The sequence below is a fragment of the Agrobacterium sp. 22-3639C2 genome, from assembly GCF_053522105.1.
In genome coordinates this window covers 36,923-51,784 of record NZ_JBNWDB010000007.1, presented here as the reverse complement: position 1 = coordinate 51,784, position 14,862 = coordinate 36,923, and the positions used below count along the sequence as shown (strand labels likewise).

At 60.6% G+C, this 14,862-nt stretch carries 10 protein-coding genes and 1 pseudogene; 10 read left to right on the top strand and 1 reads right to left on the bottom strand.

What is annotated here, in order from left to right; genetic code table 11:
• The first annotated feature begins 4 nt into the window (after nt 1–4).
• The 8 genes from ACQZ6D_RS25275 to ACQZ6D_RS25240 all read left to right on the top strand — a co-directional run bounded on the left by ACQZ6D_RS25275 (nt 5) and on the right by ACQZ6D_RS25240 (nt 11,685).
• A complete protein-coding gene (locus ACQZ6D_RS25275) occupies nt 5–2,299 on the top strand; it encodes a molybdopterin guanine dinucleotide-containing S/N-oxide reductase (RefSeq protein WP_448730425.1) in 2,295 nt (764 codons plus the stop codon).
• A gap of 462 nt (nt 2,300–2,761) precedes the next feature.
• Nucleotides 2,762–4,411 carry an ABC transporter substrate-binding protein gene (locus tag ACQZ6D_RS25270; protein WP_448730426.1) on the top strand — a complete coding sequence of 550 codons (1,650 nt, stop codon included), beginning with the start codon at nt 2,762–2,764 and terminating at the stop codon, nt 4,409–4,411.
• Between the two features lie 37 nt (nt 4,412–4,448).
• Complete coding sequence (locus tag ACQZ6D_RS25265; RefSeq protein ID WP_448730427.1) at nt 4,449–5,456, top strand: ABC transporter permease; 1,008 nt, start codon at nt 4,449–4,451, stop codon at nt 5,454–5,456.
• On the top strand, nt 5,453–6,301 hold the full coding sequence (locus ACQZ6D_RS25260) for an ABC transporter permease (RefSeq protein ID WP_013762004.1): 849 nt from the start codon (nt 5,453–5,455) through the stop codon (nt 6,299–6,301). The genes ACQZ6D_RS25265 and ACQZ6D_RS25260 overlap by 4 nt, the downstream gene beginning before the upstream one ends.
• The gene (locus tag ACQZ6D_RS25255) at nt 6,280–8,019 is read left to right on the top strand and encodes a dipeptide ABC transporter ATP-binding protein (protein WP_111802055.1); all 1,740 of its coding nucleotides are present in this window, start codon (nt 6,280–6,282) and stop codon (nt 8,017–8,019) included. Before ACQZ6D_RS25260 ends, ACQZ6D_RS25255 begins: the two co-directional genes overlap by 22 nt.
• Nucleotides 8,016–9,095, top strand: a complete 1,080-nt coding sequence (locus ACQZ6D_RS25250) for an LLM class flavin-dependent oxidoreductase (protein ID WP_019566591.1) — start codon at nt 8,016–8,018, stop codon at nt 9,093–9,095. The genes ACQZ6D_RS25255 and ACQZ6D_RS25250 overlap by 4 nt, the downstream gene beginning before the upstream one ends.
• A gap of 192 nt (nt 9,096–9,287) precedes the next feature.
• The gene (locus ACQZ6D_RS25245) at nt 9,288–10,391 is read left to right on the top strand and encodes an LLM class flavin-dependent oxidoreductase (protein WP_003518064.1); all 1,104 of its coding nucleotides are present in this window, start codon (nt 9,288–9,290) and stop codon (nt 10,389–10,391) included.
• 112 nt (nt 10,392–10,503) lie between these two features.
• On the top strand, nt 10,504–11,685 hold the full coding sequence (locus tag ACQZ6D_RS25240) for an acyl-CoA dehydrogenase family protein (RefSeq protein ID WP_448730428.1): 1,182 nt from the start codon (nt 10,504–10,506) through the stop codon (nt 11,683–11,685).
• Between the two features lie 25 nt (nt 11,686–11,710).
• On the opposite strand, the gene ACQZ6D_RS25235 is transcribed toward ACQZ6D_RS25240, so the two are convergent.
• The gene (locus tag ACQZ6D_RS25235; RefSeq protein ID WP_448730429.1) at nt 11,711–13,231 is read right to left on the bottom strand and encodes an MFS transporter; all 1,521 of its coding nucleotides are present in this window, start codon (nt 13,229–13,231) and stop codon (nt 11,711–11,713) included.
• A 152-nt stretch (nt 13,232–13,383) separates the two neighbouring features.
• On the opposite strand from ACQZ6D_RS25235, the gene ACQZ6D_RS25230 reads away from it, so the two are divergent.
• Together ACQZ6D_RS25230 and ACQZ6D_RS25225 are read left to right on the top strand one after the other, a co-directional pair.
• The gene (locus ACQZ6D_RS25230) at nt 13,384–14,232 is read left to right on the top strand and encodes a LysR family transcriptional regulator (protein WP_448730430.1); all 849 of its coding nucleotides are present in this window, start codon (nt 13,384–13,386) and stop codon (nt 14,230–14,232) included.
• A gap of 1 nt (nt 14,233) precedes the next feature.
• Nucleotides 14,234–14,719 (top strand): annotated as a pseudogene (locus ACQZ6D_RS25225) (aromatic-ring hydroxylase C-terminal domain-containing protein); the annotation flags it as partial.
• Nucleotides 14,720–14,862: the final 143 nt, after the last annotated feature.

The window sequence follows — 14,862 nt, the reverse complement described above, 5'->3', positions numbered from 1 at the left end:
GCAGATGGATAATTACAAGACCCACAGCTCCCACTGGGGCGCCTTTTCCGGCAGCTACCGGAATGGCAAGCTCGATATCCGTCCGCATCCGGACGATCCACACCCCTCGCCCTTGCTCGCCAATCTGCCGGCAATCGCCGATAGCGCCGCGCGCATCCGGCGTCCGGCGGTCAGGCGCGGCTGGCTGGAGGGGAAACCGGGCAACGCGCAGATACGCGGGGCGGACGACTATGTGGAGGTCGATTGGCCGCAGGCGGCGGAGCTCGTCGCGAAGGAGCTTCAAAGGGTTTACGGCGATTACGGCCCACAGGCCGTGTTCGGCGGCTCCTACGGTTGGTCGAGCGCCGGGCGTTTCCATCACGCGCAAAGCCAGGTCCACCGTTTTCTGAACACGCTTGGCGGATATGTGCGCTCCGTCAACACGTATAGTTCAGGCGCGGCGATGGTCATCATTCCGCATGTGCTCGGACCCTACGATCATTTCGACCGCAAGAGCGTTACCTGGGATGCAATCGAGCGCAGTAGCGAATTGATCGTCGCCTTCGGCGGCATGGCGATCAAGAACACGGACGTGCATGGCGGCGGCAACAGCGTGCATATCGTGCCACAGAAGCTGAATGGCGCACGTGCACGCGGCGCGCGATTCGTGCTGATCAGCCCGCTAAAAGACGATTTTCCGAAAGACCTCAATGCGGAGTGGCTGCCGGTCATACCCGGTACCGATGTCGCGCTGATGCTCGGACTTGCGCATGTTCTCGTCACCGAGGACCTGCACGATCGGGCGTTTCTTGACCGCTATGCCGTCGGCTATCAGCGTTTCGAAGACTACCTGCTCGGCCGGACCGATGGTGTGGCGAAAAGCCCCGAATGGGCTTCCGGGCTCTGCGGCATCGGCACGGAAACTATAAGGGAACTCGCCCGCACCATGGCGCGCGCGAGAACATTGATCACTGTCAGCCATTCGCTTCAGCGCGCCGATTATGGTGAGCAACCCGTCTGGCTGGGGATCGTTCTTGCCGCCATGCTCGGTCAGATTGGCCTCGACGGCGGCGGATATTCCTATTCCCTCGGCGCTTTGGGCAATGTCGGCAAGAACCTGCTGGCCGTTCCCCTGCCGACACTTAACCAGTTCAAAAACCCGGTCGCGGATTTCATTCCGGTCGCGCGTATTGCCGACATGCTGCTCAATCCGGGTGGGGAATTTCACTATAACGGCCAGAGGATGCACTATCCCGATATCCGCTTGGTTTACTGGGCGGGTGGTAACCCGTTCCACCACCATCAGGATATCAACCGACTACGGGCAGCGTTCAGACGGCCCGAAACCATCATCGTGCACGAAACCGCATGGACATCATCTGCGCGGCATGCCGATGTCGTGCTGCCGGCGACGACAACTCTGGAGCGCGACGACATTGGCGCCGCCGACCGCGATCCTCTGATGATCGCGATGAAAAAGCTGATCGAACCGGTTGGTGAGGCGCGCGACGACTATGAAATCTTCTCCGAGATCGCGCGCCGGCTCGGCAAATTCGAAACCTTCACCGAAGGCCGCAGCAGCCGGGAATGGCTTGCCTTCCTCTATGAAACAACGCGTGGGGCGCTTGCCGCCGGTGGGCATGAGGCTCCCGATTTCGAAACGTTCTGGGAACGTGGAGAGATAGGTCTGCCGCTCAAGCCGGATGACGGAGGGCCTGCGCGTGCCTTCCGTGATGATCCCATAGCCTTCCCTCTGAAGACACCATCCGGTAAAATCGAAATCTTCTCCGAGACGATCGAGGGTTTCGGCTATGACGATTGCGGCGGCCATCCGCAATGGTATCCCGGCAGGACGAAACCGGAAGACGAAGCGCTCTATCCGCTGCATCTGGTCTGCAATCAGCCGCATCAGCGTCTGCACAGCCAGCTCGACTATGGCGCTTTCAGCCGCTCCACCAAGATTAAGGGCCGGGAACCCGTGCGCATCAACCCCGAAGATGCAGCCCGCCGGGGCATTGCCGATGGCGATATCATCAGGCTGTTCAACAGTCGTGGCAGCTGCCTCGCCGCAGCCGTCCTGAGCACGGATGTGCGCAACGGCGTGATGCAGCTGGCGACGGGTGCGTGGTTCGAACCGCATGACCGGCATGCAGAGCAAGCGATGTGCATTCACGGCAATCCGAACATCCTGACGCGCGACATCGGCACCTCGAAACTGGCGCAGGGATCGACCGGTCAGATTACCAGAGTGGAGGCCGAACGTTTTGCCGGTGAGGCGCCTCCGGTGCGGATTTTCGAAAAGATGGCATTTGCAAAATAAGTGAGGGACGGGTGTTCCGGCACTGCCTGAAAAATCGCACCGCCAACGTATTTCGGGCGTCGGAAAAGCTGATCCTACCACCTTCGGAAACCGCGGCAAAATAATCCATTAATTCGATAGAAAAAGAACAACTGGTCTTTCTCCTTCTGGCCACCCTGCTACGTTAGACATCAAGAACCGAATTTCGAAACAAGGGACCGCGTCATGACCGCACGATGTATCAGCAAGCACGGCCTGCGATCGAACGAGCCGTCAATGGCTGAAAGTAACGGCTAAGCCGTAACATCGGTCGGACCCTCCAAGAGGTAACGCAGGCACATTTTTCCCGATTTCAGGACATTGAAACCACCGGCAAGGCTGTCGTGTGAAGCCTCTCGTGTGCCCGCAAAAGACCGGCGCAGAGCGGTGATAGTTCCTGAAATCACAAAGACAAGAAACAACGCGACCAATCAGGATTTCTTAATGACGATACGTTCCTCGCTTTTTTCCTTCTCCCGTCGGGGTCTGCTGACCACCACTCTCGCAGGGGCAATCGCGCTTCTGACGACTATGGCGCCTGCTTCGGTTGAGGCAGCAGATACCCCCCGCAATGGCGGCGACATCACCTTCCTCATCGATTCTCTCGGCGACACCTGGATCCCGAACAACAGCGCCATTTCCAGCTTTCAGGGCCATATCTGGGGCCATGTCGCCGACAAGCTTCTTTATGTCGATGCCGACGGTAAGGTCAGCCCCTGGCTTGCCGAGCGCTGGGAGCAGAACGACAATGCCACCGAATTCACGCTTCACCTCAAAAACGGCGTGACCTTCTCCGATGGCACACCGCTGGATGCAGCGGCGGTCGTCGCCAATCTCGACATCTGGTATGCCGGACGCAAGAGCGAAGGCATCAACCCGATCGGTCTTTTCCCCAAGACCTACGACCATGCTGAAGCGGTGGACGCATCCACGGTGAAGGTCTTCTTCAAGAAGCCGACGCTCGGCTTTATTCCGACGCTCGGTTACCACGGCTCGATCCTGATCTCGCCGAAGACCATCGCCCAGCCCGCCACCCAGCAGGCCGATCTCAGCAAGACTTCCGGCAGCGGCCCCTATGTGGTCGAATCCTGGAAGGAGGGAGATTACGTCAAGCTGGTCAAGCGCAAGGACTACAATTGGGGTCCTGCCGCCGTTGGCCACACCGGCCCAGCCTTCCTCGATTCCATCACCTATAAGCTGGTGTCGGAACCGTCGTTGCGTGTCGCCTCGGTCCAGTCCGGCCAGGCCGATGTCGCCTATAATGCTTCGCCGCAGGAACTGAAGTCGCTGCACGAAGAGGGCTTTACCGTCGCAACGCCGCGTTATCTCGGCTTCGTCAACGGCTGGGCGGTCAACACCAAGCTTCCGCCCTATGATGATGTGAAGGTTCGCCAGGCGCTGCAGGCCGGCGTAAACCGTCAGGAAATCATCGACACCGTCTATACGCCAGACTGGAAGCTCGCCACGTCCTTCATCCAGAGCAACGTGCCGGGCGCGACCGACCACAGCGCACTTCTCGCTTACGATCCCGCCAAGGCCGAAAAGCTGCTCGACGAGGCGGGCTGGGTCAAGGGTGCCGATGGTATCAGGACCAAAGACGGCAAACCGCTGTCGCTGACGATCCACTCCAATCCCTATCTCGCGACATCCAAGTCGGTCGATGAACTCATTGCCCAGCAACTCGGCAAGCTCGGTTGGAAAGTCGCTATTCGCGCTTACGACGTCGTGACCTTTGGTGAAAAGGTCAAATTCGGCGGTGCGGCCATCCCGACCTATGAGGTGACGCGCAGCTTCATCGACGCAGGCACCGTCGCCAGCATTCTCACCAACGCCAATAATGGCGAGAACTGGTTCGCCCTTGACGACCGCGACGCGACGCTCAACGGATTGCGCGACAAGATCGCCGGCGCCGGCTCTGTCAACGAGCGCAGCCCGCTTCTCGATGAGCTGCAGAAATATGTCCTTGAGCAGGGCTATTTCATTCCGCGAACGCAGATCGTGCAGCGGATCTACGTGCAGTCCCCGAAGCTGAAGGGCGAAGTGTATAACGGCGTGGCTTATGCCAGCTACTACACCGCCTCCATCAGCGACTGACGCGCACAACAAGGCAACGTTGAAGGAGGTCACCGGCATGAGCAATGCCTACCTAACCTACGCCGCAAAGCGGCTTGGCCAGGCGGTCGTCGTCATACTGCTGGCCTATGTCTTCACCTTCGTGGTCGTCAGCATCCTGCCTGGCGACCCGATCACCAGCGTGCTCCGGAACCCGCAAAACGGGTTCACCGAGCAGGAGATCGCGGAAATCATCGCCGCGCAGGGCCTCGACAGACCGGTTCTCGTGCAGCTGTGGTCATCCCTGTCGGGGTTTCTGACCGGCGATCTAGGCATGTCGATGCGCTCCAACCGGCCGGTGGCGACCCTCGTCGCTGAAGTGCTGCCATCGACACTGATCCTTGCATCCACGGGACTCGCCGTCGCCTTGATTCTGGCAATGGCCGTTGCTTACGGAACCCAGGTGGTACCAAAGCGCTACGGCCAGGGATTGCTAAGAGCTTTCCCATCGCTGTTTCTCTCGACACCGAATTTTGTGATTGGCCTGATACTGATCCATCTCTTCGGCTTTCAGCTGCGCCTCTTCCGCGTTATCGAACCAGATAGCTTCTGGGCAACGGTGTTTGCCGCAATCACAATCGGAATTCCTTTCTCTGCGCAAATCGCCGAGGTGCTTATAGCGAACCTCGACAGGGAGGCAGAACAGGAATACGCGGCCGTCGCCCGCAGCCGCGGCATCGGACAGGCGCGGCTGTTTGCACTGCATCTGCTCAAGCCTGCCTCGTTGCCCGTCGTCACCGTGATCGCCATCACCGTCGGTGAACTGCTTGGCAATTCACTGATCACCGAGTCTGTCTTTGGGCGAACCGGTCTCGGCAGCCTGGTGCAGCGCTCCGTGAGCACGCAGGACCTGCCTGTCCTGCAAGCGATCGTTTCGCTGGGAGCCGTGGTGTTCGTGCTCGTCAACCTGATTGCCGATCTTCTTTATCCCCTGCTCGATCCACGCGTGCAAATTCTCGGCGCGCGAAAGCCTCGCTTGGCCATTACAGAGGATTCCTCCACCACCACCAAGGCGGTGACACCATGACTTTCGCCTCGAACGCTTCCCTGCCGGGTGCGACCCCTGCAAACAGGCTGACAGGCCTGCGGATACCGCTGACCGTCGCCTTGTCCTTCGCCATTATCGCGCTCGTCGTCGCCTGGTCACTGGCGCCCGGCCTGTTTACCAGTCACAGCCCGGTCGTCGGGGTGCCGACGAACAAATTGCTCGGCCCAAGTCTTGCGCATTGGTTCGGCACCGACCACCTTGGCCGCGATGTCTACGCACGCGTCGTTTATGGCACGTCCTCTTCCGTCTCCAGCGCACTCGTCGCGGTCGTGATCGGCGTCTTCGCCGGCGGTCTCATCGGGCTTCTTGCGGGCTTTCTCGGCGGCTGGGTCGATATCACACTTGCCCGGCTGGTCGATGTGCTCTTGGCAATTCCAAAGTTTTTGCTGGCGGTGATCGTGGTCACCGCCATAGGTTTCGAGACCATCAATGCCGCCATCGCCACCGGCGTCTCCGCCGTAGCGGTCTTTGCCCGCGTCACGCGTGCGGAGGTCATCAAGACCAGACAGGCGACATTCGTGGAGGCTTCGTACCTGCTCGGCGGCTCGCGCTGGTTCATCCTTCTGCGCCACGTTCTGCCTAACGCGTCACGCTCGGTGCTGCCGCTTGCCGTGTTGCAGTTCGGCGAGTCGATCCTCGTGATCGCAAGCCTTGCCTTTCTCGGATACGGCGACCCGCCGCCCGCCTCCGACTGGGGCCTGCTGATCTCGATCGGCAAGGATTACCTCAAATGGCCGTGGCTCGTATACGCCCCCGCCTTCGTCACAATCGCGACCGTCCTCTCTGTAAACAGGATCAGCCGATGGCTACGCAAGACAGACTGACCACCACTATCGCCCGCCCCGTTACCTTTGCGGCCAGACCGCAGCCGCAGCAGGCTCCTGTCCCGCTTCTCCGGGTCAACGATCTTTCGGTTGCCTATGGAGGCCAGGAGGTCGTCAGCAATGTCGGTTTCGAACTCGGCCGTGGCAAGAGCCTTGCCCTCATTGGCGAGTCCGGTTCCGGCAAATCGACAATCGCCCGCGCGGTCCTTCGGCTTTTGCCAAGCGGGGGACATGCCACCGGCCACGTCACCTTTGGTGATCAGGAGATATTGGGACTGCCAGAGCGCAACTTCCGACCGCTGCGGGGACGCGCCATCGGCTTTGTCCCGCAGGATCCAGGCAATTCGCTCAATCCGGTGCGGACAATCGGCGCGCAGGCCATGGAGGCGGCCGCACTTCTCGACGAGCCTGACAAGGCGATCCGCAAGGCCCTCATTCTCGAGACCTTCGCGCAGGTGGGATTGGACAACCCGGGTGTTGTCTACGAGTCCTACCCGCACCAATTATCCGGCGGCATGTTGCAGCGGGTGCTCATAGGCCTTGCGGTTCTGCCGCGCCCGTCACTTCTGGTTGCAGACGAGCCAACGTCTGCGCTCGATGTGACGATCCAGAAGCGGATCCTCGATCTGCTCTCGCGGTTGCAGCACGAGCTGGATATCAGCCTGCTCCTCATCACACACGATTTGGCGATCGCCGCCGAACGGGCGGATTCGCTGGTGGTCCTGAAGGGTGGCAAGGTTCAGGAAGCCGGAAGCACCGCATCGGTGTTTTCCGCACCGGCCTCTGCCTATGCAAGGAAGCTGCATGCGGACGTGCCGGCACTCAATCCGGATCGCTACGCCCGGCTGCGCGATCCGGGTTTCCGTCTGCTGAAGGCAGAGTCCACCACGACGCCAAAGATCGCGGTCAATGCCGTCACCAAGAATTTCAGGGTCGGCGACAGGGTGCTGACGGCGGTCAACAACGTCTCCTTCAACGTGCCTGCAGGTACCACCCATGCGCTGGTTGGTGAGTCCGGCTCTGGCAAGACTACAACCATTCGGCTGCTGCTTGGCCTCGAGGAACCCGACACCGGCACAATATCGGTAGCCGGCGAAGAATTGACCGGCCGCTCCCGCACGTCGCTGCGTGCAACCTGGCGCCATCTTCAGTTCGTCTACCAGAACCCATTTACCTCGCTTGATCCCACCTGGAGTGTCGAACAGCTGGTGCGCGAGCCGCTTGATCGTTTCAAGATCGGAACCCGTGCGGAACGGCTCGAAACTGTTCGTGAGGCTTTGGCCAATGTGGGCTTGAGCGAACACCTTCTCAACCGCAAGCCGACGGCCCTTTCTGGTGGCCAGCGCCAGCGCGTTGCCATTGCAAGGGCGCTGGTTCTCCGACCGGATGTGATCGTGCTCGACGAGCCGACCTCCGCACTTGATGTCAGCGTCCAGGCAGACATCGTCGATGTGCTGCTCTCGCTGCAGGCGAAGCTCGGCCTGACCTATGTTTTCGTCTCCCATGATCTGGCACTGGTACGCCAGCTCGCCCACACCGTTTCTGTGATGCAGCGCGGGCGTATCGTCGAACATGGAACGGTCGTCGATATCTTCGACAATCCGCAGCACCCCTATACCGCGTCGCTGCTGGAATCGATCCCATCCGGTGCCGCAACCATCGCCCGTGCGCCACAGCCGCTGCCCCGGCGGGTTCACGATAAGGAAAAGATCGCATGACCATCGCTGCACCCATCGATACTGCGTCCACGTCCTTCCGCCCCAAACAGCGGCTCGGCTTCAATACCCGCGTATCTTTCAGCGACGATGCCGGGCCGGCGCAGGGGCTGCGTGAGGGTATCGAACTGTTCAAGGCTGCCGAACAACTGGGCTACCAGTCCGGCTGGGCCTATCAGCGGCATTTCGACCACTATCTGTCCTCGCCACTTCCGTTCTTCGCCGCTGCCGGCCAGCATACCCGGCATATTACGCTCGGTTCTGCGGTGATCCCCATGCGCTATCAGGATCCGATCCTGCTTGCCGAGGCGGCCGGCACGACCGATCTTTTGATTGATGGGCGACTGGAACTTGCCATTTCGACCGGCGCAAACGCCGCCTTTGACGCGGTATTCGGCACGGTCGACACCGATGCCCGCACAGAGGCCAGACGTCGTCAGGCCCGCTTCCTCTCGGCAATCGCTGGCGATGTCCTGCACCGTGTCGAAGGCGGCCAATCCAACCCGGAGGGCACGGCACTGCGTGTCACGCCGCATAGCCCGACACTGCGTTCGCGCATCCGGCAGGGTGCAGCAAGCATTGCTTCGGCTGTGCAGGCGGCGGAACTCGGCATCGGCCTTATCTCGGGAACCGTCCAGCACGATCAGGCAGAAGGCGAGAGCTTCGGGGAATATCAGGCCCGCATCATCGAGGCCTTCCGTTTCACATGGCGCAAGACATGGACAACGGAACCGCCTCCGGTCGCCGTCGCCGCCTCCATCCTGGTTGGCACCACAGCCGAGCTTCGCGAAAAATACGCCGCCTATGATCTGGAGCGGCGTACCAAGGGTATTGCCGCATCTCGCCCCAAAGGCGCTCTCGAACAGGCAACCCAGCCAGCGGGGTTTCAAATTTCGCCCGTTTTCCAAGGCACGCCCGATCAGGTGCTGGAATCGGTATTCAACGATCCGGGCCTTGCAGCAGCCGATGAGGTCGTGCTGTTTTTGCCGCCTGCCTTCGGTCTCGCCGAAAACATACAACTGCTGACCGATCTGGCGGACACGGTGGCTCCGAGCCTGGGCTGGTCGCCCACCTTTTAACCGTTAGGGCACCGAGCGATTGCCACTTCGTGGCAGCGACTTGAAGACGGAAACGCGGCGGCGGTTGCTGGTCCTATATCGAAGGCCGTCGCAGGGAATATTTTCTACATATTCGATAGAAAAAGAAAGACCTGTCTTCCTCGTCCCTGCGCCGCGCCCTAACATGCTTGCATTGAACCTGAAGGAGCGCCCATGTCCGCGGAATTTATCAGCGTAAGCTTTCCCAATGCATCGAACGATCTAAACCCCGTTCCAGACGCACCTGTGGATCCTGTTTTTCTGGAGCGCTATGCCCGCGCCCTTGATGATTACGGTTTCAACTATACGCTGATCCCTTACTCCTCATCGTCTTTCGATCCTTTCACGCTGGGCGCCACGGTGCTCGCGCACACGAAAAACATCAAGATCATCGTCGCCCTGCGGCCGAACACGGTTTATCCCACAGTTGCGGCCAAGTCGCTCGCGACGCTCGATCAGTTGAGTGGTGGACGTGTCGTGGTGCACTTCATTGCCGGCGGCAGCGATGAAGAACAGGCGCGTGAAGGCGACTTCCTCAACAAGGAAGAACGCTATGAGCGCCAGGAGGAATATATCCGCATCCTGCGCTTGGCCTGGACCTCGAAAGAGCCCTTCGACTTCGACGGAAAATATTACCAGTTCAAGCAATTCCGCAGCGCGGTGCGGCCCACAAACGGGCTTATTCCGATTTCGCTCGGTGGCTCCTCGGACGCCGCCTATCGCATCGGTGGTTCGCTCTGCGATATCTTCGGCCTGTGGGGAGAGCCGCTTGCCGAAACCAAGCAGCAGATCGAGCGGGTCTATGCGGAAGCCGCAAAAGCGGGCCGCACGGATCGCCCCCGGATCTGGGTCACATTCCGGCCGATCGTCGCCGAGACGGACGAGCTTGCCTGGGAAAAGGCTCACAGAACTCTGGATCGGTTGAACGAGAACCGCCAGAAAGGCGTAACACGCGCACCGCTCAACGCGCCGCGCCCGGCCAATGTCGGTTCGCAACGGCTTCTGGAAATCGCCGCACGCGGCGATGTGCATGATCGCGCCCTCTGGTATCCGACGGTCACCGCCACCAATGCCAGCGGCGCCACCACTGCGCTGGTCGGTTCGCCACGCACCATTGCGGATTCCATCCTCGACTACATCGATCTTGGCGCTGACCTGATCTCGATCCGCGGCTACGACAATTACAACGACGCGGTGGATTATGGCCGCTACATCCTGCCGCTTGTCCGCGAAGGCATTCGCGAACGGGAAGATGCGAAGAAAAAGACCGCTGCATGATGCCGCGATCCGGCCCGGTCGCCTGACCGGGCATTTTTTTGAAGTGCGGACGGAGCCAATCGCCCCTGATGGGGAAATGGTATTCCCCACAGACAGAGAGCCTCGACCACGCATGTCTCATGACCCAACTGTCCTAGACGCAACCGCTCGCATCCTTGAACAGGCCGCACCGGATGCGGACCGGACTGGCCAGTTTCCCTGGACGGGTATCCGTGCCGTTCACGAAAACGGCCTCCTCGAAAGCACAGTTGCGACACGTTATGGCGGCCAGGGAGCGACGCTTGCCGATACCGCCCACATTCTCGCGGCACTTGGCCGGGGCGATCCTTCCGTGGCGCTGATCAGCGCCATGACGATCTTTACCCATCTCGCCCAGGCCGCGAAAAACCACTGGCCCGAAGATCTCTACCGGCGGCTTCTGACGGACGCCAAACAACGGCCGTTGCTGCTCAATGCCGCGCGTGTCGAGCCGGAGCTGGGGTCGCCGGCGCGCGGTGGCCTTCCCGCGACGCTCGCCCGCCGGACAAACAATGGCTGGTCTATCACGGGCCGAAAACGCTTCGTGACGGGCGCATATGGTCTCACGCATTTCCTCGTCTGGGCGCATACTGACGAAACGCCGGCGCGGGTGGGAACATTCGTGGTGCCGAACGGGTTGCCGGGCATCAAGGTCATCGAGAACTGGCAGAGCCTCGGCATGCGCGCTACGGGATCGCACGATGTCGAATATGCCAATGTCGAAATCCCGGCGGAAAACGTCATCGACCTCGTCGATCCATCGGTCGCCCAGCAGGACAACCGGGCGCATGCGGCACTCACGCTGGCTTTGACAGCGCTTTACCTCGGCGTGGCAGAAGCCGCTCAGGCCAAGTTCATCCGCTTCGCGCATGAGCGTGTGCCGGCCAATCTCGGCCATCCCATCGCCCGCACGGAACGTTTCATAACGCTTTCAGGCGAAATCGATCTTCTGGTCTCAGGCGCCCGCCAGATCATTTTCGGCACGCTCGAAAACAACAATGGCGATGCGGAAGGATTCATCAGGGCAAGGCTGCTTGCCGGCCGGCAGCTGCGTGATGCCGTCGAGATCGCAGTGCGCGGCATCGGCAATCCAGGTCTTGGTAGCGAACTGGGCCTCGAACGACATTTCCGCGACATCCAGACGGTGCTCGTCCATGCGCCGCAGGAGGATACGTCGATTGCGATTCTGGGCCGCTCCGCCTTTGGCCGCTGGAGCCGCGAGGAGACTGCGGCCGCAAAACCATCGGCAGGACTGCAAATCCTGAAATCCGCCTGACTATCGTCCCAGCGCCAGGGCACCACTAACCGTGGGCAAGCTTTCGCGCCGGGCCGAAGATCACAAAGCTCAGAGCGGCGAGCAACCAGACACTGATGCCGGCATAAAGCATGACCAGACCGAAACCGTCTGCGAGTGCCTGATGGACGAGTGCATCCGAAACACGCTCCACCGACGATCCCGCGGTTCCCGCCGCGATCTTCTCCGCGAGCGAACGCAGGGCGGGCAAATCCGCGCCGGACGGCAGGTTGGCCCTAAGCGACGACCAGACGCCCTCAACCAGAATGAAGCCCATGATCGGGATGTTGATGGCAAGCGAGATCATTCGCGCGCTCATGTCGATGCCGGAGGCCATGCCGGAACGGGCAGCGGGAACGGCACCGGTTGTCGTATTGGTGACCGGCGTGTTGGTGAGGCCAAGCCCGACACCGGACAGGATGCAGCCGGGCAGCATGGTGAGCCAGCTCGCATCTGCGACACTGCTGCCAAGTTTCATCAGCATGAAACCGAGACCGATGGTGAACAGCCCGGCCGGGACGACAAGACGGGGTTGATAACGCAGCGACAGGCGCTCGGCCAACGGCGGTACGACCAGCGCTGGCAGCGTATAGGCAAGCAGACCGAGACCGGCGGTGACGCTGTCATAACCAAGGCCCGCCTGAAACCAGATCGGCAGATAGATCATGAACGGCCAGAAGCTGATGTTCATCGCCGCCGAGCCGATAATCGCGCCGGAAAATGGCCGGATGCGGAATACGGAGAAATCGAACATCGGCCTTGGCGTGAGCTTTTCGACGATCACGAAGGCGATGAAACTCGCGACTGATAGACCAAGGATCAGAAGTGCCTTTGAACTGGCAAAGCCGAGTTCCGGTCCCTGGGTGATGAAAAACGCAAGGCAGAACACGGCAACCGAGAGTGTGGCGATACCGGCAAGATCAAGACGGGTCGCATCCGGATCACGCGATTCTTCCACACCGCTTGCGGCAAGGAACAGTGTCACGATGCCGAGCGCCACGTGAACGAGGAATACCCACTCCCAGCTCCACAGCGCAACGATGGCTCCGCCGATGATCGGCCCGAAACCCAGCCCGACGCCGGAGACAATACCCCACCAGCCGAAAGCCATTCCACGCTCGCGGGCCGTGCGGAACTGATGTGACAGAATGGCGATCTGGCATACCAGCATCGCTCCACCGCTTAGTCCCTGAAGGAAGCGTGCGCCGATCAGCACCGCCACGCTTTCAGTCATGCCGCAGGCGAGGGAGGAAATGGCGAAAGCGACGATGGTCGCGATGAAGACGCGTTTGCGACCGAAGCGGTCGGCCAACGCGCCGGTTGCCATCAGCACCATCGTCACGCCGATCGTATAGGCGTTCATGATCCACTGCAGCTGCCGGAAATCCGCGTGCAGCACCTGCTCGAGCGTCGGCAGGATCGCCGGCACGCTGGAGATTTCCAGCCCGAACATCAGAGCGGAGAGACAGACGGCAGCGAGCGCAATGGCACTTCTACTCCGGGTTGGGGCAATAACGGCAAGGGTCATTCTTCAGCCTTTCGTGGTTCGGACTGAAGCATCAGAAGACATGCCCGCTTCGATCCGTGTTTTGCAGAGTCCAAGGCAAATTAGTGAAAGCTTGACCATAACTGAATTGGATGATTGGATATTTCAGAGACAACAAATTTGGATTATTAAAAGTGACCACTCTGGATGTGGATGCCGTTCAGGCTTTCGTCACCATCGCCGATCTGCAGAGCTTCACCCGCGCTGCCGAAACGCTCGGAACCACGCAGGGTGCCATCAGCGTCAAGCTCAAGCGACTGGAAGACCGGCTCGGCCAGCGGCTTCTTGAACGGACGCCGCGTTCGGTGCGGCTTTCCGCGCAAGGCGCCGTGTTTCTCACACCAGCCCGCGAATTCCTTGCCGCGCACGATCGCGCCATGGCAGGGCTTTTTTCCACGCGCCGACGCTTTGGCCTTGGCATAGCCGCCCATGTTGCCGGGCCGGAAGTGCCAACGCTGCTGGCGCGGCTCAACGCGCACGATCCAGGACTGACGATAGAAGTGCGGATGGACAATTCCCGCACGTTGCTGGATGCCTTCGACCGCGGCGAGATCGATGCTGCAATCATCCGGCGCGAGGATGACAGGCGTGATGGCGAAGTGCTCGGGCCAGAGCATTTCGGCTGGTTCGCAGCCCCGCAATTCGAGCATCGTCAGGGCGAGCCGCTGCGACTGGCGGCGCTTTCGCCCGCCTGCGGTGTACGCGACATCGCCGCCCGTGCTCTTGATTCCGCCGCCATCGCGTGGGCGGAAGTCTTTCTTGGCGGCACCTCATCGATGGTGACCGCGGCCGTTTCGGCAGGTCTCGCCATTTCGGCATTCTCCTGCCGCCTGGCGCCACCCGGTACAATCGAGGTCAGCCAGCGTTTCAGCCTCCCGCCGCTGCCTTCCACCGAGATCGTGATGTTCTCGACCCTTACCGACAGCAGATCCCGTGAGGCGCTGCGCACACTGGCCGCCGCTTTCCGGGAACATCGACCGTGACTGTGAGCGACACCCAGTGGGTGCACAGGTCCTTGACTGGTCGCGCGCCCAGGTCGCACTGATGCGCCCAAGCCGGAGCACACGGGCGCTGGAAGCCATTATCCGCGATCTCATCGAGACCCGCGATGGCGCGACATATTTCGCCGAGCGCGTATGGGGCATTTCCCTCCGCTATGAGCTAGGCGGCAACCATCCGCTGGTGGGCTGCAGCGTTCCGGACTTCGCACTGGGGGACGGGAGGAGGACCGGCGAACTTCTGAGAGAGGGCAAAGGTCTGCTTTTGAATTTTAGCGTGGACGCATCGCTTGAAGCGCTGGCAGGCCGCTGGAACGGCCGGATTTCCTATGTCGCCGGCAATGCCATCGATCAATTGGGCTTGAGCACAGTCCTGGTGCGCCCCGATGGTATCGTCGCCTGGGCCACGGAGTCTGCTCCGGACAAGGAGAAATTCGCAAGGGCAGCAGCCCGTTGGTTCGGAGAGATTTAACGGGTATGTGAGGTGGCCGATCCGGTTGCCACGCCATTTCTTCGGCAGATATGCCAGCCCCCGGCAATCTAGAGATTGTTTCATTGCCTTCCTGCGTCAGCCGTACCGATGTATCGTTCCTTCCTATCAATGCAATGGAGTCA

Excerpts from the sequence above, each read along its gene's own strand:
- ACQZ6D_RS25275 (WP_448730425.1), top strand. The coding sequence starts at position 5 with ATGGATAATTACAAGACCCACAGCTCCCACTGGGGCGCCTTTTCCGGC.
- ACQZ6D_RS25270 (WP_448730426.1), top strand. The coding sequence starts at position 2,762 with ATGACGATACGTTCCTCGCTTTTTTCCTTCTCCCGTCGGGGTCTGCTG.
- ACQZ6D_RS25265 (WP_448730427.1), top strand. The coding sequence starts at position 4,449 with ATGAGCAATGCCTACCTAACCTACGCCGCAAAGCGGCTTGGCCAGGCG.
- ACQZ6D_RS25260 (WP_013762004.1), top strand. The coding sequence starts at position 5,453 with ATGACTTTCGCCTCGAACGCTTCCCTGCCGGGTGCGACCCCTGCAAAC.
- ACQZ6D_RS25255 (WP_111802055.1), top strand. The coding sequence starts at position 6,280 with ATGGCTACGCAAGACAGACTGACCACCACTATCGCCCGCCCCGTTACC.
- ACQZ6D_RS25250 (WP_019566591.1), top strand. The coding sequence starts at position 8,016 with ATGACCATCGCTGCACCCATCGATACTGCGTCCACGTCCTTCCGCCCC.
- ACQZ6D_RS25245 (WP_003518064.1), top strand. The coding sequence starts at position 9,288 with ATGTCCGCGGAATTTATCAGCGTAAGCTTTCCCAATGCATCGAACGAT.
- ACQZ6D_RS25240 (WP_448730428.1), top strand. The coding sequence starts at position 10,504 with ATGTCTCATGACCCAACTGTCCTAGACGCAACCGCTCGCATCCTTGAA.
- ACQZ6D_RS25235 (WP_448730429.1), bottom strand. The coding sequence starts at position 13,231 with ATGACCCTTGCCGTTATTGCCCCAACCCGGAGTAGAAGTGCCATTGCG.